Origin of the sequence: Enterococcus sp. DIV0802b (genome assembly GCF_050543535.1) — a bacterium.
In the GTDB taxonomy this organism is placed as follows: domain Bacteria; phylum Bacillota; class Bacilli; order Lactobacillales; family Enterococcaceae; genus Enterococcus_D; species Enterococcus_D entomosocium.
In genome coordinates this window covers 458153-480101 of the sequence record NZ_CP172941.1, presented here as the reverse complement: position 1 = coordinate 480101, position 21949 = coordinate 458153, and the positions used below count along the sequence as shown (strand labels likewise).

Sequence of the window (21949 nt, the reverse complement as noted above, 5' to 3'; positions counted from 1 at the left end):
CACTATCCTTTTATTCCTGCATTTAAGTTCATAGATTCAATGAAGTATTTTTGAGCAAATAGAAACAGCATGACGGTTGGAATGATCGCAATCAATGCCGAGCCCATCAATTGACCAATCATTCGGTAGTTGCCATAAATGTCTTGTAGTAATAGCAAACCTGCTGTAATCGGCATCTTACTAACATCCGTATACACGATCACTGGCCACAAGAAATCATTCCATGAGCCTGTGAAAGAAAAGAGGCCTGCAACGATCAACACAGGTTTGATCAAAGGAACGATGATCTCTGCAAAAATTGTAAATTCATCTGCACCATCCATTCGTGCTGACTCGTCAAATTCAAGCGGGATACCTTTCATAAACTGTCGCACAAGAAAGATATTTCCCATCCCTGCTAAGCCTGGAATAATCATAGCAAGAGAAGAGTTGACCCAGCCGAAGGTTTCAATGATTTTGTAAGACGGGATCAAATTCACTACACCGGGAAACATCGAGATCCCCATCAAAAGATAAAAGATACGATCACGGTATTTAAACCGCATTCTGCCATAGCCATAAGCGGTCACTGAAACAACGATCACAACTAAAACAGTGTGCGTGACTGCGATAAACATTGAATTCCATAACCACTGCATAATTGGTGCAGTAGACGTATTAGTCAAAATCGCTACATAGTTATCTAATATCCAGTTTACGGGTAATAAACGAAACCCAGTAGAGACGATTTCGGTTTGAGAACGAAAAGAAGTGGCAAAGCTAAAAATCAATGGAATAACCCAGATGATACATAAAACGATCAGAAACAAATATGCGATGACCATACTAGGTATATGTTTCTTTTGTGTATTCATTTTTTTGCCCCCTTAAGTATTGCTTCTATCTAAAAGAAAATATTGAAATACGGACACACACATAATGATCAATCCTAAGATGACTGCCATTGCCGAAGCCATTCCTGCAATTGATTCTCCTTGACTAAAAGCCAGTGAGCGGATATACATCATCAATACAGTCGTGCTTTGGTTTGGACCTCCACCTGTCATCATCAAAGGCTGTGCAAAGACATTAAATGCTCCAGCAGTTGTCATCACGATCGTATATAACAGTGGAAAGCGAATAGATGGCAAGGTCACATTCAAGAATTTTTGGAATGCTCCAGCTCCGTCGATCTCTGCCGCTTCATAAAGGTCTTCATTGACACCCGCTAAAGCTGAGCGATAAATGATCATGTTACCACCGATCGCTCCCCAAATGCTGACAACAAAAATCAAGATCCATGCATAGGGTTGTCGCGAAGCCCAAGAGAAATCGAACCCAAAAATATTATTGATGGCACCTAATCGAGAGTGGAAAATCAATGACCAGATCAAAGAACCTGCTGAAACAGAGATAAGACCTGGAATATATAGAATTGCTTGAAAAAGTCCTTTCAGCTTCACTTTTTTATGTTGCAATGCAGCTGCAATCATCAGTGGAATGATGATTTGTAACGGCACCATGATCAAAACGAAAATAAAGGTATTTTTCAAACCATTCCAAAATTGGGTATAGAATGTCGAGGAACTATCAAACAATAATGTTTTATAGTTGTTAAAACCGACCCAGACTGGATCAGAGATCAAATTCCATTGCGTAAATGAAGCATAAATACCATAGATCGTTGGAATACATACAAAAATAATAAAGAGTACCATGTGTGGTCCAATGAATGCGATTGATGCCCAGTTAATGCTCTTTTTTTTCATTCCTTTCATTCCCTTCTAAAAATTGGAAAAGGGGATAGAATTATCCCCCCTTCACTTATCTAGCTACTTCTGCAATCTTATCTTCGACATATTGTTGCATCGTTGCTAATCCTTCATCCATATCTAATTCACCGTAAGCGATATCTGTACTATAAACATCTAATGCTTCTAAGACATAAGAGAAATAAACGTAGTCAAAGATGTAAAGAGTTTCTTCTTCCTCTGGTGTAGAAGTAAAGAATGATTGTGGGTATTGTTGGTAATCATCACTTTCTAAAATATCTTTACTTGCAACGATTTGACCGGCTTTTGCCCATTCGATCGAGTTTGTACGAACGAATTCTAAAAATTGTGCGATTACTTCTTCTTTTTCTTCTGTTCTGCTTTCACTCTTCAACATGCCAAACATATGAGAAGCTGCTCGGTTAGTTGCGATGTCATCTGAAGTCGAATAAATATTTGTTACGCCCCAATTCAAGCCCTCAACCGCATCATGAGCGGTGGAAGTCCAAGTACCATCTGTTGATAAGAGTACGTTTCCGCCTTGGAACATCAAATACCCATCTTCTCCATAAGGTGTCATCAAACCTGCATCTGTTAACGCTTTAATTTTTTCTAACGCTTCTTTCATTTCTGGCGTATTCACCGTCGGGTTCCCAGCATCGTCAGAAATTGCGCCACCTAAGTTACGGATTTGCGCTAAGATAACCCAAGAAAGTAACGCATTATTTACGACATAATCGCCTTCTTCCATCTGCCCTGCTAATGACATCATTTCATCAAACGTCACGATGTTATCGTCTAGCCAAGAAGTGACATTGTATTTTTCTAAAAGATCTTGATTGTAATACATGGCACTGGCATGGATATCTAATGGGATCGTATATTGAGTATCGCCGATTTTTCCTGCATTCCACGCTGTATCTAAATAATTGCTTTCTTCTAACTCAGGTTGATAAGAAACCAGACGATCAACCGGATCAATAATATCGGAATTGACAAATTCCTCTACTTTATAAGAATGCATCAAAGTCAAATCTGGAATCCCACTTTTAGAACTAACAACCGTACTTAATTTAGTATACATATCAGACGTGATCACATGATTGATTGTATAATCGGAACCTGATTGTTCATTGAATTCATTTACGATCTGATCCATATAAGCGCCATCATCACCAGTAAGGGGTGACCAAAAATTAATCGTGTATTTTTCTTTTTCCGCTGCCTGATAACGATTAAAACCAATAAGGGCAACTGCAACGACTGCAACTAAAGCACCAATAATAATAAGTTTCTTCTTCATGTTTTTCCCTCTTTCATAGAAATTGAATTTTGGTCTTTGAAGCCGAACACACGCCTATCCTCCTTCTCTTATTTGCTATCCCAGCATTTATAATTGCATTATTCATTTCTAGCGTTTGCAAACACTTTCAATTTACAAATAAATCATAACTTGATTTGTAATCGCTGTCAACAATATTTTGATTAATTTATCAAGGATAATATCTATGTTAATTAATAAATATATTAATAACTAGCGAAATAAACAACGCTATTTACACAAATTAGCAAATATGTTAACATTCAAGTAAATCAAACAGTTTAAGCGGAGGTGACACGATGCAATTAGAAATCAATCAAGAAGCATTGCCTGTCTATGAGGCACTTGCCAGTAACGTGCGAATCAAAATCATTCAATTGCTGGCTAAAAACAAGATGAATGTCAAAGAGTTGGCACAAGAGTTAGGCTTAAGCAGCGCTATCATTACGATGCATATCAAAAAATTAGAAGAAGCCAAAATCATCAAAACAGAGCGTGTAGGGCAAAAAAAGATTTCCAGTTTGAGAGTGGATCATATCGATATCAACTTTCCTGAGAAAATCTTTAATGCCTTTGATACGAAAGAAACGGCGATACCGATCGGTCATTATACAAATTATTCGGTAGAACCAACGTGCGGGCTTGCTACTTCAGCTGATTTTGTGGGAATGGTAGATGAACCGAAGTTTTTCATGGATCCCCGACGAATGGATGCCCGCATCTTGTGGTTTACGAAAGGATTTGTCGAATACCAATCGCCAAACTTCTTAGCAAAAGAAGAAAAACTCGAAATGATGGAGATTTCAATGGAGGTTTCGTCTGAATTTCCTTTTTCCAATAACAACTGGCCTTCAGACATCACCTTCAGCTTAAATGGTGTGGAGCTTGGTACATGGACTAGCCCAGGGGATTTTGCAGACATTCGTGGAAAGTATACACCGGATTGGTATCCAGACAATCTTAATCAGTACGGGTTATTGAAGACGATCCGCATCATGGATCATGGAACCTACATGGAAGGTGTTCCTCTTTCCGACATTACGATCAAGGATATACCTGCCTACGAAGATACGTGGCATTTAAAAGTGGAAGTCAAAGAAGATGCCGAGCATGTCGGCGGTTGTACCCTCTTTGGCAAGGGGTTTGGGAATTACGATCAAGATATCAAACTAAAAATGTTTTATAGCTAAAAAAAACGCTAGTCTTAGCGGCTGACCTAAACATTTCTTTTGGGAATCAGGTCGCTAAACTAGCGTTTTTGTTATTTTTTCAAATGGTAACTGTACGTACTTACAATGATGTTTTCACGCCAAGAGAGTCTGAAACGCAAGCGCAGGCTTGTTTGGTTGTGCAAAATATTTTGCCAGCGACGTCTTGGGACAAACTGTGGAATGATGACGGTCGTTGTGTAATTGTGTTTGGCTGCATTGCGGCTGACTAGATCCACATAACGTAAGATGGGATTTTCAATCGAACGATAAGAAGAATGAACGACGGAGAAACGCACGTCTGGGAATTTTTGCTTAAATTCTTGTTCGATTTCTTTTTCTTTCTTCACATCTTCATCCAACGATACGTGCATCGCTACGACATAATCACCAATCGATTGGGCATAGTTCAATGCGCCGATATTTACTCGGGTAACATTTCCGACTAAAACGATCACAGTATTTCCTTCATAAACATGTAGTGCTTCTTGTTTTTCCAACCGCAGCTGTTCTGCGACTTTCTTATAATGATCATGGATCTTGTAAAAGATATACAAGAGGATCGGCATGATAATAAAGAATGGCCAAATATCGCCTAAGCGATACACGAACAAGATGGCAATGATCGCAAAGGAAATCAAAGCCCCAACGATGTTGGCGATCGATTTAAAGAACCAGCCTTTGCCTTCTTTTCTCCATTTGATCACCATTCCGCTTTGGGACAAGGCAAAAGGAATAAATACCCCAATGGAATACAAAGGAATCAAACGCTCGGTCGATCCTTGGAAGATAAACAATAATACGATGGAACCAGCAGCCAAGGTGATGATTCCGTTCGAATAGCCAAGACGGTCCCCACGGTCTTGATACATATGAGGCATATATTTGTCTTTCGCTAGGTTATACGCCAACACGGGGAAAGCTGAAAATCCGGTATTTGCGGCAACTGCTAAAATCAGTGCCGTAGCAAATTGCAAAACGTAGTACATAAACCCATGACCAAAAACGGCAGAACCGATTTGAGATAGGACGGTCACTTCTGTTTCTGGTACGATACCATACCAATAGTTGATAAAAGTGATGCCGACAAAGAAGAATCCTAAAATCGACGCCATGATTGTCAAGGTCGCAGCTGCATTTTTCGCCCGTGGTTTTTTGAAAAACGGCACAGCGTTACTGATCGCTTCGACCCCTGTCAAAGAAGAGGAACCCGATGAGAAAGCCCGTAAAATCAAGGCCACGGATACCCCAGGTACGACCGCTCCCGGTAGTGCGGTTGCATTTAACGGTTGCGCACCCGTTACGATATTGTACAAACCGACCACGATCAAGACTGTGATCACTGCGATAAAGGTGTAGACAGGAATCATCAAGAAGCTAGCTGATTCTCGCAACCCTCGCAGATTCATCATCATGATCAAGATTACGATCACGACAGAAATGGCCACTTGATGACCGAACAACGCCGGCACAGCTGAAGTGATGGCTTCTGCCCCTGCTGAGACGGATACTGCCACTGTCAGCATATAATCGATCAATAGAGAGCCGCCGGCAATCAGGCCCGCATTTTTCCCTAAATTTTCACTACTTACTACATATGCCCCACCGCCGTGAGGGTAAGCATGAATGATCTGGCGGTAAGACAAGGTCAATGAAATCAAAAGAATAATAACAAAAGCAGCGATCGGCAATGAATACCAGATAGCAGCAGCGGAAAGTGCCACTAATACGACAACGATCTGCTCTGTCCCATAAGCAATCGAAGACAAAGCATCAGAAGATAGCAACGCAAGGGCCGCCGTCCGGCTCAGTTTTTGTTCATCATTCTCTGCGGATTTCAATGGACGTCCGACCAACAAACGTTTCAAATACTCCACTTTTTCTACACTCCTTTTCATGAAAAAATCCTTCGTTAAACTTGTAACGATATCCTCACAAATATTGAATTATCAAGACTGTATGCTACTCTTGTAACCGCGAAAAGTCAATGAAAATCAGATGAAAAAACAACCCTTTTTCCCTCTTTTGATTATTAGAAATTTCACGTGATGGCACAAAAGCAGAAAGAACAAATGCTCTTTCTGCTTTAAGATTTTAGTGGAAGAAATGACTCTCTTTGGAAATGTCACTTAGTTTTTTCGTAGAGTTGACTAGATAAGGATACGCGTACGTACCGACGATCCCAAAGACTAGGAACAAAATCGTTAAAATGATCAACTGCGGGATAGCATTTGGCCAATAGATACCACCGGCTGATTCTCTTAACAGATTGACCGCATGAGTAAACGGCAGTAGCGGATTAATGAATTGGAAGAACTTCCCAGAGACTTGGATTGGGTAGTTTCCTCCCCCACCTGAAATGGAGAGAACCAAAATAATGATGGCGATCCCTTTCCCGAGGTTGCCGAACAGTCCCGCCAGTACGTAGACGATCATCATAAAGGCGAGTCCGACGAGTAATGCGAAGAAGACACTGTACACAGGGTTGTGGACATCGACGCCTAATAAAAACATATTTCCTAGGGTCACGATCAAACTTTGGGCGACTGCCATCGTCAAGAACGTCAGCATCCGTGCCACAAAGGTTTCACGTTGTGTAAAGCGTTTTTTGTCTTTCTTCTCTAAATGATACTCCGTTGTAGCGACACTTGACAACAATAATGCCCCTACCCACAAACACAATGCGGTATAAAATGGTGTGCTCGCTGAACCATTGTTGGCGATTGGGTAGATTTCATTGCTTTTTAATTCCACTGGTTGTTTGAAGAAGTCGGCTTCATCCGTGGCATCAAGTTTCAATAATTTGATGACTTCCCCGAGATCGACTTCATTTTCTCCTGCTCGGATCGCATCAGCGGCTTTGTGGATGCCTGCTTTGATACTTGGCCAATCGTTATTGATTAAATCGACAGCCGCATCCAAGGCTTTTTCAACTTCTGGCAGTTTTTCATCCACCATCGCCATCGTAGAACTGATTTCTGATTTGATGGTTGGCCAATCGTTTTGCAAGAAGTCTACGGCCAGCCCTAATTTTTCTTCGACAACTGGCAATTCGTTGTTGTACAGGTCGGCTCCTTTGTTGATGGCATTGACGATTTCATCCATATGACCATTCAGCATCGTATTGGCATCGTGCAATTCTTGCTTGATGGCAGGCAATTCTTTTTGGTATTTTTCCAAAATCGTCACGGCATTGCTGACCACTGATTTGGTGGAAGACAGCAACGAGTCAAAATCGATTTCTTGGGCTTTTTTCAAGACATCTTCGGCAGTGGTGATGGTTTCGATTAGTTTGGTTAGGATGTCGTTGATGGTTTTAGTTATAGATGGTACATTTATTTGTCCCAACAAGCTTTCTATTTCTTCAGCTGCGGTAGTTATATCACTAAGATATCTCTTCACTTCACTGACGTTGCCCTTTTGAACAGCTTCTTTAGCGCCTGCTAATTGCTGGGATACATTTGTCAAATGCCCTTTTACATCGTTTAACTGCCCAATCACACCTTGAATTTGGGCATTTTCAGCTGAGCCTTCAATATTTCCTAAAAATGCAATTAAGGCATCTAGCATACTTTGTTGTTGCTGAATACTTTGCTGCAACCCATCAATCGTTTGTAAAATTGATTCTCGATCTTGGTCCAACTGATCCTGATCGATTGAATCATTCAGAGCCTTCGACCATTTAGCAGTTGTCGAAGCAACTTGTTTAACTGAATCAATCGTCACTTGCGCACTGCTAGAGATACTTGGCAAGGCATCTTTGAACTGTTGCGCCCCATCTTTGGTCGCGGTGGCGAAGCTGGCGGCTTGGTCGCCTAGTTGTTCGATCTGTGGTAACGCTGCTTGAACTTGTTCGATGACTTGCAGTCCTTGTTTGGCGGTATCGATGCCGTCCGTCATGGTGCTGGCAATGTCATCAAAATCATCATCGATCATCTTCAATTGTTTGCCGGCATTTTGGATCTCTGGAATCTTCTCTTGCAAGGTCAAAATGATGCTGGCTTCTTTCTTCAATGTCGGCAGCTTATCGTTTAGGCCAATCAGTTTTTCCCCCATAGCATCCACTTGCGGGATATAATCGGTAAATTCTTCGGCTTTTGCGATCTTTTCCTTGATTTCTGGAAACTTATCGTGCAAGGTGACGATCTCTTTCGTATAACCGTCGATCGTAGCCAAATTGTCATCGGTATCTAAGATCATGGATTTGACTTTGTTGATGCTGACTAAGTTGGAATCAATGTCATAGCCGATTTCATTGAAGACTTTTATTAACGTAGAGCTGGCGGTTTCAATAAAGTTCTGTGAGATCTCTTCTTGAAGACTACTGGCTCCTTTCTCGGTGATTTTTGGTGCGATGGCGTTGATTTTTTGGTTGCTGTAATACTCAATGGTCGGTTTTTCAATTGTCCCGCTGGTAAAGCTGATCAGATCATCTGAAAAATCAGCTGGCAGATAAATACCGGCGTAATACTTTCCTGATTTGACTCCTTCTACCAAGTCCTCTTTTGAATCCACGAAACGCCAGCCTAACTGTTTGTTGTCATGGAGGGTGTCGATGACTTCATCACCGATATCGATATGCTTGCCTTGAAATTCTGCCCCTTTATCCGCACTATACACGGCGATTGGCAATTCACTGGTGTTGCCATATGGATCCCAAAGTGCTTTGATATTGAACCACGCATAAAGCGAGGGTAAGATCATTAAGGCAATGATCAAAAATGCAGAGATTGGATTGCTGAAAATTCGTTTCCAGTCCAGTTTATATAAATAGAAAACATTCTTTAGTTTATTCATTTTTTTCTTCCCCCACTAGTTCTTCGTCGAAGGATAATTTACCATGTTTTTCCCCCGCCGCCAACGGCTACGATCGACCAAGAAAAGTCCTTTTGACAAATGGACGTTTTTGTCAAAATGAAACCCCTTTACTTTTTGTTTTTTTTCGCTTATTGTTAAACTTTCTTTAACTTTACCATGATGGCGAAAAACAAACCACTCATATCCTTTGAACTGTTTTTTTACCGGTCTTTTCTTCACAAAAAAAGCTTCCTTTTTCTGCAACGAAAAGGAAGCTTTTTTAGGTGTTATTTCAGTTGATCCTTTGCCAATAAATCATACACATATTTCAGTGAGGTGGCTTCGCCATATAACTGAAGTCCGGCCTTCTCTTCTGGGGAGTAGACTTGATCAAAACTTTGATCGGGAATCAACACGACATCGATCTCCGCACGTGTCGCAGCTGTTGCTCCCACAAGAGAATCTTCCATGACTAATGCTTTTTCTGCTGCGACTTGCGCTTTTTCTAAAGTCAGCAAGTAAGGTGCGGGATCAGGTTTATGGGCGGAGACATCATCGCCAAAGGTCTGATAGTCAAAGGCCTGCAACAAATCGAAATGCGCCAACAATTCAGAGGCTCTTTTTTTCATCGTCGAGGTGGCTAGTGCCGTTTGGAAGCCTTTCTCCCTAGCCAATGCGATGGTTTCTTTCGCATAGGGTTTAGTTTTGAAGGTGCCATCAGTTATTTGCTGGGCAATATAGACTTCCCGTTCTGCTCGTAATTCCTGCACCCGCTGCTGACCGCCTACGAGGTCGGCTAATTTACTAGCCGTCTGTTGCCAACTTTGACCACGCCAACCAAAAATATCAGCGGCTGTAATCGGAAGCTGATACTTTTTAAATAGAGCCAACCACCCATCAAAATAGACTTTTTCAGTATCGACTAACAATCCATCAAAATCAAAAATCAAAAGTTCTTTCATAAACGCTCCTTCGTTTTGCTAAGATTTTCCCCTCACTCACTGGGTATCAAGACATTTCCCGACTTTTGTCAGCAGCTGCTTGCACTGCTTTGATGACAGCCGCACGAAAGCCATTTTCCTCTAAGGTTTTGACTGCTTGGATCGTTGTGCCCCCAGGCGAGCTGACACGATCCTTTAAGACACCTGGGTGTTCCTTCGTCTCTAGTACCATCTTCGCTGCGCCTAATACCGCTTGAGCAGCAAATTCATACGCCATCGGCCGCGGCATACCTTCTGCCACTGCTCCATCTGCCAAAGCTTCAATGAATAAATACGTGTAGGCTGGCGAAGAACCACTGACACCAATGACTGCATCGATCATGCTTTCTGGTACTTGCTCGGCTTTCCCAAGGCTTTCAAAAAGTTGTTTGACTTCGTTGGCTTCGGCTTCCGTTACTTGACCGTTGGGGCTGATAGAAGACATCCCTTCGCCGACAAGTGCGGGGGTATTTGGCATGACCCGCACGATTTTGTGCGCACCGATGATTTCTTCCATTTGCGCGATCGTCACACCCGCGGCAATGGATACTAGCAAATGTTCCTCAGTCAATCCTGCTTTTAAATCAGCAAGCAAGCGGGGAAAGACAAAAGGTTTGACTGCTAAGACGAAGATCTCTGCTTTTTCTGTGACATCCGCCAGCTTAGTTGTCCCAGTGATCCCGGTTTCTTTTTCTAATTGTGCCAAAGTCGGCTCGTAGCGATGGTTATAAACCAAGATCTCTGCTGGTTCATACAGCTTTGCTGCAATCAAGCCATTAATGATAGCTTTTGCCATGTTACCGGCTCCTAAAAAGGCGATTTTTCTCATGTATTTCACGCTCCACTTCTGATTTTGATACCACTTTTTGCTAAAAAAGCCTAATCAATGACTAGGCTTCAAATTCGATCATATACGGATGCAAGGCAGTGTTATAGATCCCTTCTGTATATTCTACCACTTCTCCTTGTAGATCATACGAATAACGGGTTCGTTTCAAGGCAGCGACCTCCGGCGTGATCATAAACTTCTGTTGCTCTTCAGTCAACGTCGTTGCCACAAACGCATCTTGAAAGCGATCGATGATCATTCGATGTTCATCCAATAGGCGATACAATGATTTCTCTTCAAAGACCTCGATGGAGGTTCCCTTTAGTTGCTTTGGCAAATGGTACTCATAGTAAATAAAAGGTTGGTGGTCAAAATAGTACATGCGACGTAAACGCATGACTTCTTTGCCCATCAAAGAATACGCAGGGTGTTCAGGCGCAAGTTCGACTAATTCATAGCTGAGGTTTTTCTTTGTGTATTCCTTGCCGGTCTTTTCAAGCAATTGGCTAAACGTCGTGCCTTTTGACAGCTTGTTGTAGGGGCGATTGCTTAAAACCGTCGTCCCACGTCCGCTGCGTTTTTCCACATACTCATCTGCCGCTAACAATTCGATGGCTTTGCGGACAGTGATCTTGCTGACATTGAAGGTAGCTTCCAATTCTGTTTCCGTCGGTAAAAATGAACCAATCGGGTAGCGACCCGACATGATGTCTTCTTTGAGCTTATCGGCAACATCACGGTAAAGAATGTGTTTGCGTTTCATTGCTATCTCGCCTTTCTCTCATTGGATTGGTCTGGTGTTCTCCTTATTCATCAAAGGTAGGAATGTCTTCTGGTTGCGGCTCGATCAAGACTTTCCGTGGCTTGCTGCCTTCAGAAGGTCCAACGACGCCTTGATCTTCTAATTCATCCACTAACCGAGCCGCTCGGTTATAGCCGATGCGAAAACGTCGCTGCAAGAGAGAAACGCTGGCGGTCTGCATTTCCACCACAAGGGCTTTGGCGTCTTCGAACAGCTCATCTTGCGGTTGTCCGCTGCTGCCGGCACTCGTTTCTTCCTCAGTGACCATCATTTTTTCTTCATAATTGGCTTCTTGCTGATCTGTCACGAATTCAACCACTCGTTCGACTTCTTGGTCGGAAATAAATGCCCCTTGGACCCGAATCGGTTTGTTCTCACCCATCGGCAGATAAAGCATGTCGCCGCGGCCCAGCAGTTTTTCGGCCCCGTTCCCATCAATGATGGTCCGAGAATCGACACCGCTGGAAACAGCAAACGCCATCCGTGATGGAACATTGGCTTTGATGATCCCTGTAATGACATCCACACTTGGTCGTTGCGTTGCTAAGATCATATGGATACCAGCTGCCCGCGCCATTTGTGCCAAACGAATGATGGCATCTTCGACTTCGTTGCTAGCAACCATCATCAAGTCAGCTAACTCATCAACGATCACCACAATGAATGGCAAGATCGGACGATTTTCGCCATCTTCTAAATTCTTATTGATTACTAAATCGTTGTAGCCAGTAATATTTCGGACCCCAGTTGCCGCAAATTTTTCGTAGCGTTCTTCCATTTCCTTGACCACTTTTTGCAACGCTTGCGCCGCTTTGCGAGGATTGGTCACAACGGGTGTCAAGAGATGGGGAATCCCATTGTAAACATTTAATTCAACCATTTTCGGGTCGATCATCATCAGTTTGACTTCATGGGGTTTTGCCCGCATCAAAATACTGGTGATGATGCCGTTGATGGCTACGGACTTCCCACTCCCGGTCGATCCGGCAATCAAGAGATGGGGCATTTTCGTTAAGTCTGCCGTTTGGACACGGCCAGAAATATCGCGTCCTAAAGGTACTTCTAATAGTTTATCTGGATGATCTGGTTGGGCTTCGATCACTTCTCGGAATGAAACCATGCTGACTGCGCTGTTTGGAACTTCGATCCCAATCAATGATTTCCCTGGGATCGGCGCTTCCATCCGGACGTCTTTGGCGGCCAAGGCTAAGGCGATATCATCGGTCAACCCGACGATTTTGCTGACTTTGACCCCTACTGCTGGTTGAACTTCGAATTTGGTTACTGCTGGTCCTAAGCTAGCTTTGACGACTTTTGCGTCAACACCGAAGCTTTGGAAGGTGGTTTCTAACACACCAATATTTTGTTCGATCTTTTTGTACTCGCTGCTTTGATCCGTTGAAGGGATCGAATCGAGTAATTGCGCTGAAGGCAATTCATAATCACGATTTTCAGCTTCTTCCGAAATCTCAAATTCCAATACTTCACCATCGTCATCGAGGATCTCCCCGTCTTCGTTGACCTTTTTGCTTGGTCCCGGTTTGTTTCCTGCTGGATGCGGTGCTTGAGCGGCCTCTGGTGCCGCCGTTTGCGGCAATTCTTGGAAGTGGTCGATGGGTACAAAGCTCAGCTGCTCTGGTTCAAAATCAGCTGGCGCTTGCATCTGCTGTTCTTTTGCTGATTTTTCGTCTTCTGTCATTGGTCGGACTTGATTCTTTTCTTTGATCTCCGCCATGACTGCTGCTCGCTCGGCTTCTTTTTTGGCTTCTTTCGCCGCTTGTTTCTCTGCTGCTCGTTCCGCTTTGCGGGCTTCTCGTTCGGCTTGCTTTTCTGGAGAGCCTTCTAACAACCGCTGCAGCTTGTCACCAGCTGCTTGCAGGTGCTCCACTAACTCGTGGCTGCTCATTTGGCTGAACAAGAACGCCCCGATCAGCATGAGTAAAACAGCGATGATGTAGCTGCCGATCTGGGAAACAAGAAAATAGGCCGCCCCATAAAGCATGGCGCCAATCATTCCGCCCCCGACATTTTGGGTCACTTGGCTGCGCCGGATATCGCCTAACAGCGTCATCCACGTCGTTTGGAAGATATTGGCTTGTTCTCCCACCACATTACTAAAGATTTGCGCATGGAGGATGATCAGTAAACCAAAATACACCAATATACAGCCGATCACTCGCCGAATGCTCTTAAACCGAGCATCGGTCGTTTTGATCGCTAACCAGACACCATAAGCAGCTAGGGCAACACTCAAAAATTGGTACGTGTTTCCGCCAACGATCCGAAACCCGTTGGCAATCAAGGTTCCTAAAAAACCTAAATGGAAAAAGCCAAATATCGAAAACAAGACAAAGAGCAGGCCGACGCCGACCAGCATTAATTTCTCTTGCTGTTTTTGTTGTTTTTTTGTTTTGCGTTTCTTTGCGCGTTTTTTTTGCGCCATTTCTATCCCTCTTTTCATCTTTCCCTATTATAACGAAAAAAGAAGGCGAACAAAAGTTTTCCTGTGAGAAATTTTGGTTAGCTGTTGGAATTTAAGCGAAAATTTCTTAAATGATGAAAAAAACACCAGCTGCTAAGCAGCCAGTGCCTCTTGTTGACTTGTTTTTTAGTTTGGTGTGACGTCTTCGCCAAACCACTTTTCAGAGATTTCAGCAAAGGTACCATTGTCTTGCAATTCTTTCAAACCATCATTGATTTTATCTGCCATGGCTTGATCGTCTTTACGCACACCTACAGCAAAATCTTCTGCTTCAAAAGGGCTTTCGATTTCGTTGAAGTCATCGGTTTTGCCTGTTTGAGTCAAATAATATTCTGCGTAGACGCGGTCGATCAAAAGACCGTCGATCCGACCGTTTTCTAGATCGATAAAGGCTTCATTAAAACTGGCATACAAGGTTGCGTCATTACCGTCTACAAGATCCTTCAAAACTTCCGGTTGGTTATTGAAGGTCTCATAACCAGAAGAACCTTCTTGGGCACCTAAGACTTTGCCCTCCATATCATCGAAGCTAGTAATGCCGCTTGATTTCGCTGTGACCAAGACTTGTTTATTTTCCATATAAGTATCTGTAAACAATACTTTTTCTTCACGAGCTGCGGTTTTGGTATACCCGTTCCAGATCATATCGATGGTGCCATTGCTTAGTTCGGTTTCTTTCATGGACCAGTCGATTGGTTGAAATTTGACTTTGGTTCCTGTTAGATCCAAAATCGCTGTGGCTAAATCCACATCAAACCCAACGATGTTGCCTTGGTCGTCTTTAAAGCCCATCGGTACGAAGGTATCGTCTAAGCCGACGATCACTTCTTCTTTGTCAGCGGCACTGGTTGTGGTGTCATTGCTGCTGCCGCACGCCCCTAATAAAAATACACTTGCTGCTGCGATTCCCGTTAATAGTAATTTTTTCATTTTGTTCTCCCCCTTATTCTCCTGCTACTTTTAATAATTGATCGCCGATATTTTCGGCAAAAACCAAATCATGGGTCACCACGATCTGGGTCACTCCTTCTTTTTTCAGATCCAAGATCAGCTGTTCGACTTGCTGTCTCAAGCCTGGATCTAAGGCGCTGGTAGGCTCGTCATAGGCCAACACTTTGGGATTCATCGCCATCGCTCGTGCGATAGCCACCCGTTGCCGCTGCCCCCCGGACAACTGGAAGGGGTATTGGGCTAATAGGTCACTTAACCCTAGTTTTTCTGCCAACTGTTCGGCTTTTGCTGTATACGCGGCTTTGTCTTGTTTTAGCACCATTTTTGGTGCCAAAGTGATGTTTTCAAAAACCGACAAGTGGGGAAACAATTGGAAGTCTTGGAAGACGACACCGACGACTTGTTCTTGTTCTTTTGTGTCGGTGGGATCAAAGGCTTTGCCATCCAGTAAAAAGCTTCCAGAATCGATCGTTTCTAACCCAGCCAGTGTCCGAAGCAAGGTGGTTTTCCCGCCACCGGAAGGACCGACCACCGCTAAGATACTGCCGTCTTCGATCGTCAGGTCTAGCTGATCGATGACTTTTTTGGCGCCAAATGATTTTGATACTTGTTTTAGTTCTAACATATGTGGTTCCTCCTAACGGTAATAGTCCAGTTTGGTCTCGATTTGTTTTAACAATAACGTGAAGACGCCCGTCATCACCAAGTAGATCAAGCCGACCCCAACTAACGGAAGCAAGGTACTGTCTCGCTCCATGGCGATTTTTCCGATTCGCATCACGTCTGACAAGCCCAAGATGTAGACGAGGGATGTGTCTTTGACAAGATTGATGACTTCATTGCCGACAGATGGCAGGGTGATCTTGACGACTTGTGGGATGATGATTTTTTGGATCGTTTGGATTGGGGACAAACGCAAGACTTTCGCAGCTTCGTATTGTCCGGCTGGAATCGATTGGATCCCCCCACGGAAAATCTCAGCAAAATACGCAGCGTAATTGATGATAAAGGCGATCAAGGCTGCTTCAAAGCGATCAAAGACGATCCCTAAAATCGGCAGACCGTAGAAAACAAAGATCAACTGCAGCAATAAAGGCGTTCCTCGCATCAACCAAACGTAGACTTGCACGATCAATTTCAAAATACGCAGGCGACTGGCTAAAACAAAGGCCAACAAGATGCCTAAGGGAATGGACCCGATTAAGGTCAGTGCGAACAATTTAACGGTGATTCCGGTTCCTGAAATTAGTTGGGGCATAACATTGACTAAATACTCAAACATGGTGACTTCCTCCTTGATAGGTTTCAATTTCGCTTGGCAGAAAAACAGCTTAGCGACGGCTTACTCCGACGCTTATGTGGCGCTGTGCGTTGGCTGGTGAGGGCAACTGGCAAGTTTCATTTTTCTAAAAAAGAAAAACAAAAAAAGCGCACACTGGCATTTGCCAGAGGACGCTAGATACGTGGTTCCACCTCAATTTGCCTTTCCTTCACAGGAAAAGGCCTCGTGCAGTTCTTGTGATCCTTCCACTTTCGATTTTCGGTGAGCCGCAAAAAAAGAGAAAAAAAAACGTCCCCTAGCCATTACAGCTAAAGGACGTTATCAACGCGGTTCCACCTTTGTTTATCAGTGCTTCACAGCAACTGAACTCAGAAAGTCATCAATCAATGACTGCTGCTGTAACGGGCAAACCCGGTCTCTCCTACTTTTCTTTCGGAAAAACGACTCCAAGATGTGTTTCACAACCATGCGTTATCTCTTTGCACCAACCAGAGACTCTCTTCAAACAGCAAGCCTTGCTACTCTTCTTTTCGATGTCTGTTTCATTAAGTTGTGTCTTACTTTACTCGCTCTTAAAGAAAATGTCAAACATTTTTTCTGAAATTTTCGAAACTTTGTGGAATGCACCGATTTCGAGGGGAAGATTCAGGGTAAAGAACACGCAACTGCTTAACCGAAGTATGCTTCAGCTAAGGCTTGCCCTTGCTTGATTTTTGCCCATTGCTGCTCAGTCGAAAGCTCATTGCCGCAGTCACAAGAGGCAAAGCCGCATTGATGAGAAAGATAAAGCCGATCCTTAGGAATGATTTGACTAGCTTTGTCTAATAAGGCGATCACTCGCTCTTCATCGTCTAATGTGGCGGTTTTGCTGGATAATAAGCCTAAGACAACTTCCACTTCTGGGCGATCTTTCAGCGCTTCTAAAGCCGAGATATCACCGGCACGGTCATCATCCCACTCTAGGAAAAAGCGGTCATAATGCTGATCACGTAAGAATTTTTCGGCGATCGCTTTGTAGGTACCACTGGCTGCCGCGCGGCTTTGGTAATTGCCGCGACAATTGTGGGTCCAGACTTTTAATCCTAATTCGTGGGCGTAATCAGCGACTTCGTTGTTGATCGCCACGAATTCATCGGCTAACGCTTCTAAGCCGTCATTGCCTTGGGTGAAGAAGCTCTTGTCATTGTCTTCAGCAAATAGTTCCCATAAACAATCATCGAACTGAACGATCTCACCACCGGCTTCTCGGTATTCCTGCAAGAATTCCTTGTAGGCGTTAAGCAGCCCTTCCCGCAAGGCTTCTTTCGTTGGATATACCTGACCTTCACCAACGAGGTCGTTAAAGACAGTCAGCTCGGTAAACGCATGGGCAGCCCCCCAGACGGTGATTTTGACTGGCAGGTCGCCAGCTTGGCGTTTGGTTTCTTTAAACAATGTCAAATAATGATGGTTTTTGCCAGATAATGGTTCTGTGATCCGGATGCCGATGTCTTTACGCGTTTCAAAATGTCCACCGTCCAAATCTTCAAAGGCATACCCATGATCGGAGATATAGCGCTCAACGCCTTTTAATCCCCAGAGAAAATCCAGGTGCCACATCGAGCGGCCATGTTCGCCATCTGTGATGACTGTAATGCCGTGTTCTTTTTGCGCTGCAATGATGTCAGCGATCGCTTTTGCTTCCGTTTCTTGGTAGCCAGGAAACGCATCATAAAACGGGTAGCGGATGTCCTCCCGATGCTCGATTTGATTTTTGTAGTCCAATAAATCTTGTGGTCGTAACAATGACCCCACAAGCTGAAATTTGTCTGTTGCCATATCCATTCCTCCTATACAAAGTTTTCAAAATTGTTAGATTTATTCTAGCAAACATCTTATACTATAGATAATACTTATAAACTTATATATTCCATAGGCAATACCTATAACACAAAAAGGAGGTTGCTTCCCATGCGTATCCAGCAGCTTGAATATTTGGAAAAAATCGTAGAGACCGGCTCTTTCAATGAAGCCGCCAAACAGCTTTTCATCAGTCAGCCCTCCCTCTCTCAAGCCATGAAAGAGTTGGAAAAAGAATATGATCTGCAGCTGTTTTACCGCAGTAAATTAGGGGTGACCTTGACCGATGATGGCCGTTCCTTTCTCAATTATGCTCGAAATGTTTTAGACCAAGTCAATCTCTTGGACGAACGCTTTCGCAAAGACAGCCATCGCAAGCATGTTTTCAGTGTTTCCGCACAACACTATGCCTTCGTCGTCCACGCCTTCGTGGAACTGGTCAAACAGTTAGGGGAAGATGAATTTCAATTCACCTTGCGGGAGACCCAGACACAAAATGTATTGGATGATATCCAGACGTTTAAGAGCGAATTGGGGGTCATTTATCTGAATGATTTCAACACGACGGTCCTCACCCGTTTGATCCACGAAAAAGACCTGCAATTCATTCCTTTATTTGAAGCCAAACCCCACGTCTTCATCGGCCGAGAAAATCCACTGACTCAGAAAAAAAGCATCACATTAGCTGATTTGGAACCTTATACCTATTTGTCGTACGAACAAGGGGAAACCAATTCCTTCTACTTTTCTGAAGAGATCTTAAGCACTTTACAACGCAAAAAACACATTCGCATCAGCGATCGTGCCACGATTTTCAATTTGATGGTGGGTCTCAACGGCTATACCATCAGCTCTGGGATCATCAGCAGTGAGCTGAATGATGAAAAAATCGTTGCGATTCCTTTGGAAGTCGATGATGCGATGACACTAGGTTACCTCAAACACAAGAAAATGGAACTGAGTGAGATGGCTTTGGACTATCTCGCCTTGTTGAAACAGCATATCAAAAATTACGGTTTCGACGTCTTTTAAAAAAACGATCCGCAGACAGTCGGTCGGGCTTCCTTGGTAAGGCGTCCCGACCCTGTTGCGGATCGTTTTGTACTTATTTTGTTCTTAAATTGTCTTACGTTGGTGTTATGGAGAAAAAATCAACGCAATGGTTTCCATTCCCACTCTTCGACTTCGGCGATATCATAGCCGTTTTCTCGAATAAAGTCATGGTGATACGCAACGGTGTCTGCCATTTTTTTGGCAAAGTCCGTTGCTTTTTCTCCATAGACCCATTCGGCGGCGTCTTTGGCTAAGTGGAAGCGATCCAATTCAGAAAGGATCCGCATATCAAACGGTGTCGTGATGTCGCCATTTTCTCGGTACCCATGAATATGAAGCTGTTGGTTGCGACGGCCAAAGAAGATGTCGCGAATCAGTCCTTCATACCCGTGGAAAGCAAACACGATCGGTTTGTCTTTCGTAAAGTAGGCTTCGAATGCTTCATCGCTCAACCCCCGAGGATCGACTTCTGGACGACGCAATTTCAATAGATCGACCACATTGATGAAGCGGACTTTCAACTCTGGGAAGGCTTCAATCAGCAAGGAAACAGCAGCTAATGCTTCCAAATTCGGTTCCGTCCCGGCAGCTGCGATCACGATGTCCGGTTCTTGTCCTTCATCTGTCGATGCCCAGTCGATGACTTTCAAGCCATCTTTGACAAGCACTTTCGCTTCATCCGCCGAATAAAACTGCGGACGTGGGTGTTTCGAAGAGACCACTAGATTGATCTTTTCTTCAGAAGCGAGCGTTTCTGCCATGACAGCCATCAAGCTATTGGCATCGGCTGGCAAGTAGACCCGCACAAAGTCGGCTTTTTTCTCTGCAATATGGGTCATGATCCCTGGATCTTGGTGGGTGTACCCATTATGGTCTTGTTGGAAGACCGTTGATGAAGCGATCAAATTCAATGAGGGGTACGGGTTGCGCCAGTCAAGATCATGGGCTTTTCGTAACCATTTGAAGTGCTGCGTGATCATAGAATCAACGACTCTTAGGAATGACTCGTAGCTGGCAAAGAAGCCATGACGCCCCGTCAGCACATAGCCTTCCAAGAAGCCTTCTGCTTGATGTTCTGATAATTGTGAATCAATCACACGGCCCACTGAAGACAGCCATTCATCATAATCAGGATGTTTTGGCTCCAACCATTGGCGGTCCGTGACTTCGAACACATGGTTCAACCGATTGGATTTGGCTTCATCTGGGCCAAAAATGCGGAAGTTGTCAGGATTTTCTTTGATGATGTCACGGGCAAATTTCCCAAAGACCATCATATCTTGGGCCGTCGTTTCCCCTGGTGTCTCAATCGCAATGGCATGTGCTTGCCAATCTGGCAAGCGTAGCGGTTGCGGATCGATCCCCCCGTTGGTGATTGGGTTGACAGCCATCCGTTGCTCCCCTTTTGGCGCCAATTCTTGAATCTCAGCGTTGATGCGGCCGTTTTCGTCAAAAAGCTCTTCTGGACGATAAGACTGCAGCCAATCCGTCAAAGCATCCACGTGTTCCATATGTTTCGCATTGACAGGGATCGGCACTTGGTGGGCACGGAAGCCCCCTTCAATCGGCTCGCCATCCCAGACTTTCGGTCCAGTCCACCCTTTTGGTGTGCGAACGATTAAAACAGGCCAATGAGGCATAGCGGCTTCTTCCGCAGAACCTTTGCGGGCTTCTGCTTGGATCGCGTGGATCTGTTCGATGGCTTGATCCATCTTCTGAGCCAATTGCGGATGAACGGCTTCTGGATCGTCCCCTTCTACGAAATAAGGGGTCCAACCCATGCCTTCAAAATATTTCGTGAGATCTTGGTCACTTTTACGAGCCAAAATCGTTGGATTGGCAATCTTGGCGCCATTCAAATGCAAGATAGGCAAAATTGCGCCATCATTGACTGGGTTGATAAAGGTATTTGAAAACCAGCTGCCCGCTAATGGTCCGGTTTCGGCTTCACCATCACCGACCACTACTGCTGCAATGACATCGGGATTGTCTAAAATAGCTCCGGTAGCGTGGGCGATGGAATAGCCTAGCTCGCCGCCTTCATGGATCGAACCTGGCGTTTCAGGTGCCGCATGAGAAGCGATCCCACCTGGGAAAGAGAAGGTTTTGAATAGATGTTTCATCCCTACTTCGTCTTGGGTGGCTTTTGGATAGATCTCGCTGTAGCTGCCGTCTAAATAAGCATTCGCAACCATGACTTGTCCGCCATGGCCTGGTCCTTCGATATAAAACATGTTTAAGTCGTACTTATTGATGACGCGATTGAGATGGGTGTAAATAAAATTTTGTCCTGCGATCGTTCCCCAGTGACCAATTGGATTCACTTTTAAATCTTTTTCTTCGATGGGGCGGCGCAATAAGGGATTGTCTTTCAAATAGATCTGACCAACGGAAAGGTAGTTGGCTGCTCGCCACCAAGCGTTCATTTTCTGATAATACTCTGGTGTATCGTAGGTTGTCTTCATTGTGCTCCTCCTTTTAGTCCATTGTTCCACTCTTACATAAAAGTCTATGCCCCCTATATTTAAAAGTCAATTTTGCTGATTGCTGGTGCTTTCAAGGGTTTGCTTGCCCGCACTTTACAGCCAGAAGGCAAGAAAGCTTAATAAAAACGCAAAGAAACCGCCGGCATCGCCAACGGTTCCTTTTGTGAT

The 21949-nt window shown here is 44.0% G+C and carries 17 protein-coding genes and 1 other annotated feature; of the genes, 2 read left to right on the top strand and 15 right to left on the bottom strand.

From position 1 onward, the window contains the following. Window positions 1-2: 2 nt before the first annotated feature. The 3 genes from IGJ12_RS02270 to IGJ12_RS02260 are packed head-to-tail and all read right to left on the bottom strand — an operon-like array spanning window position 3 to window position 3054. A complete protein-coding gene (locus IGJ12_RS02270) occupies window positions 3-854 on the bottom strand; it encodes a carbohydrate ABC transporter permease (protein ID WP_005227285.1) in 852 nt (283 codons plus the stop codon). Window positions 855-866: 12 nt separating this feature from the next. Next, window positions 867-1757: a carbohydrate ABC transporter permease gene (locus IGJ12_RS02265; RefSeq protein WP_176257025.1), complete on the bottom strand. Its 891-nt coding sequence runs from the start codon at window positions 1755-1757 to the stop codon at window positions 867-869. Window positions 1758-1803: 46 nt separating this feature from the next. Then, entirely contained in the window at window positions 1804-3054 is a 1251-nt protein-coding gene (locus IGJ12_RS02260) for an extracellular solute-binding protein (RefSeq protein ID WP_008376109.1), read from the bottom strand. 317 nt (window positions 3055-3371) lie between these two features. On the opposite strand from IGJ12_RS02260, the gene IGJ12_RS02255 reads away from it, so the two are divergent. After that, a complete protein-coding gene (locus IGJ12_RS02255) occupies window positions 3372-4262 on the top strand; it encodes an ArsR/SmtB family transcription factor (RefSeq protein ID WP_008376111.1) in 891 nt (296 codons plus the stop codon). 71 nt (window positions 4263-4333) lie between these two features. On the opposite strand, the gene IGJ12_RS02250 is transcribed toward IGJ12_RS02255, so the two are convergent. The 11 genes from IGJ12_RS02250 to IGJ12_RS02200 all read right to left on the bottom strand — a co-directional run bounded on the left by IGJ12_RS02250 (window position 4334) and on the right by IGJ12_RS02200 (window position 18227). Continuing rightward, window positions 4334-6157, bottom strand: a complete 1824-nt coding sequence (locus IGJ12_RS02250; protein ID WP_034872061.1) for an APC family permease — start codon at window positions 6155-6157, stop codon at window positions 4334-4336. 217 nt (window positions 6158-6374) lie between these two features. Next, on the bottom strand, window positions 6375-9077 hold the full coding sequence (locus tag IGJ12_RS02245) for a YhgE/Pip domain-containing protein (RefSeq protein ID WP_005232214.1): 2703 nt from the start codon (window positions 9075-9077) through the stop codon (window positions 6375-6377). A gap of 15 nt (window positions 9078-9092) precedes the next feature. Further along, the gene (locus IGJ12_RS02240) at window positions 9093-9317 is read right to left on the bottom strand and encodes a hypothetical protein (RefSeq protein WP_223347157.1); all 225 of its coding nucleotides are present in this window, start codon (window positions 9315-9317) and stop codon (window positions 9093-9095) included. A gap of 47 nt (window positions 9318-9364) precedes the next feature. Further along, entirely contained in the window at window positions 9365-10039 is a 675-nt protein-coding gene (locus IGJ12_RS02235) for an HAD family hydrolase (RefSeq protein ID WP_005232216.1), read from the bottom strand. Between the two features lie 46 nt (window positions 10040-10085). Further along, window positions 10086-10886 carry a pyrroline-5-carboxylate reductase gene (proC, locus tag IGJ12_RS02230; RefSeq protein ID WP_008376116.1) on the bottom strand — a complete coding sequence of 267 codons (801 nt, stop codon included), beginning with the start codon at window positions 10884-10886 and terminating at the stop codon, window positions 10086-10088. A gap of 61 nt (window positions 10887-10947) precedes the next feature. Next, a complete protein-coding gene (locus tag IGJ12_RS02225) occupies window positions 10948-11649 on the bottom strand; it encodes a GntR family transcriptional regulator (protein ID WP_005232219.1) in 702 nt (233 codons plus the stop codon). Between the two features lie 43 nt (window positions 11650-11692). Further along, window positions 11693-14131 carry a DNA translocase FtsK gene (locus tag IGJ12_RS02220; protein ID WP_430619294.1) on the bottom strand — a complete coding sequence of 813 codons (2439 nt, stop codon included), beginning with the start codon at window positions 14129-14131 and terminating at the stop codon, window positions 11693-11695. Window positions 14132-14296: 165 nt separating this feature from the next. After that, window positions 14297-15100, bottom strand: a complete 804-nt coding sequence (locus tag IGJ12_RS02215; protein WP_005232224.1) for an amino acid ABC transporter substrate-binding protein — start codon at window positions 15098-15100, stop codon at window positions 14297-14299. A gap of 13 nt (window positions 15101-15113) precedes the next feature. After that, window positions 15114-15746 carry an amino acid ABC transporter ATP-binding protein gene (locus tag IGJ12_RS02210; RefSeq protein WP_005227272.1) on the bottom strand — a complete coding sequence of 211 codons (633 nt, stop codon included), beginning with the start codon at window positions 15744-15746 and terminating at the stop codon, window positions 15114-15116. A gap of 12 nt (window positions 15747-15758) precedes the next feature. Further along, window positions 15759-16403 carry an amino acid ABC transporter permease gene (locus IGJ12_RS02205; protein WP_010748717.1) on the bottom strand — a complete coding sequence of 215 codons (645 nt, stop codon included), beginning with the start codon at window positions 16401-16403 and terminating at the stop codon, window positions 15759-15761. A 308-nt stretch (window positions 16404-16711) separates the two neighbouring features. After that, window positions 16712-16946 (bottom strand) — a binding site (T-box leader). Between the two features lie 126 nt (window positions 16947-17072). After that, window positions 17073-18227, bottom strand: coding sequence for a cobalamin-independent methionine synthase II family protein (locus IGJ12_RS02200; RefSeq protein ID WP_176273453.1), 1155 nt, complete (start codon window positions 18225-18227; stop codon window positions 17073-17075). Between the two features lie 126 nt (window positions 18228-18353). On the opposite strand from IGJ12_RS02200, the gene IGJ12_RS02195 reads away from it, so the two are divergent. Next, window positions 18354-19274: a LysR family transcriptional regulator gene (locus IGJ12_RS02195; RefSeq protein WP_005227268.1), complete on the top strand. Its 921-nt coding sequence runs from the start codon at window positions 18354-18356 to the stop codon at window positions 19272-19274. 119 nt (window positions 19275-19393) lie between these two features. Here IGJ12_RS02195 and IGJ12_RS02190 read toward each other — a convergent pair whose 3' ends face one another. Beyond that, window positions 19394-21760: a phosphoketolase family protein gene (locus tag IGJ12_RS02190; protein WP_008376128.1), complete on the bottom strand. Its 2367-nt coding sequence runs from the start codon at window positions 21758-21760 to the stop codon at window positions 19394-19396. Window positions 21761-21949 lie beyond the last annotated feature (189 nt).

Bases quoted from the DNA above. Each gene is read 5' to 3' on its own strand.
- IGJ12_RS02195 (WP_005227268.1), top strand. From the start codon at position 18,354: ATGCGTATCCAGCAGCTTGAATATTTGGAAAAAATCGTAGAGACCGGC.
- IGJ12_RS02255 (WP_008376111.1), top strand. From the start codon at position 3,372: ATGCAATTAGAAATCAATCAAGAAGCATTGCCTGTCTATGAGGCACTT.
- IGJ12_RS02260 (WP_008376109.1), bottom strand. From the start codon at position 3,054: ATGAAGAAGAAACTTATTATTATTGGTGCTTTAGTTGCAGTCGTTGCA.
- IGJ12_RS02265 (WP_176257025.1), bottom strand. From the start codon at position 1,757: ATGAAAGGAATGAAAAAAAAGAGCATTAACTGGGCATCAATCGCATTC.
- IGJ12_RS02190 (WP_008376128.1), bottom strand. From the start codon at position 21,760: ATGAAGACAACCTACGATACACCAGAGTATTATCAGAAAATGAACGCT.
- IGJ12_RS02205 (WP_010748717.1), bottom strand. From the start codon at position 16,403: ATGTTTGAGTATTTAGTCAATGTTATGCCCCAACTAATTTCAGGAACC.
- IGJ12_RS02200 (WP_176273453.1), bottom strand. From the start codon at position 18,227: ATGGATATGGCAACAGACAAATTTCAGCTTGTGGGGTCATTGTTACGA.
- proC (WP_008376116.1), bottom strand. From the start codon at position 10,886: ATGAGAAAAATCGCCTTTTTAGGAGCCGGTAACATGGCAAAAGCTATC.
- IGJ12_RS02210 (WP_005227272.1), bottom strand. From the start codon at position 15,746: ATGTTAGAACTAAAACAAGTATCAAAATCATTTGGCGCCAAAAAAGTC.
- IGJ12_RS02245 (WP_005232214.1), bottom strand. From the start codon at position 9,077: ATGAATAAACTAAAGAATGTTTTCTATTTATATAAACTGGACTGGAAA.
- IGJ12_RS02270 (WP_005227285.1), bottom strand. From the start codon at position 854: ATGAATACACAAAAGAAACATATACCTAGTATGGTCATCGCATATTTG.
- IGJ12_RS02220 (WP_430619294.1), bottom strand. From the start codon at position 14,131: ATGGCGCAAAAAAAACGCGCAAAGAAACGCAAAACAAAAAAACAACAA.
- IGJ12_RS02225 (WP_005232219.1), bottom strand. From the start codon at position 11,649: ATGAAACGCAAACACATTCTTTACCGTGATGTTGCCGATAAGCTCAAA.
- IGJ12_RS02215 (WP_005232224.1), bottom strand. From the start codon at position 15,100: ATGAAAAAATTACTATTAACGGGAATCGCAGCAGCAAGTGTATTTTTA.
- IGJ12_RS02235 (WP_005232216.1), bottom strand. From the start codon at position 10,039: ATGAAAGAACTTTTGATTTTTGATTTTGATGGATTGTTAGTCGATACT.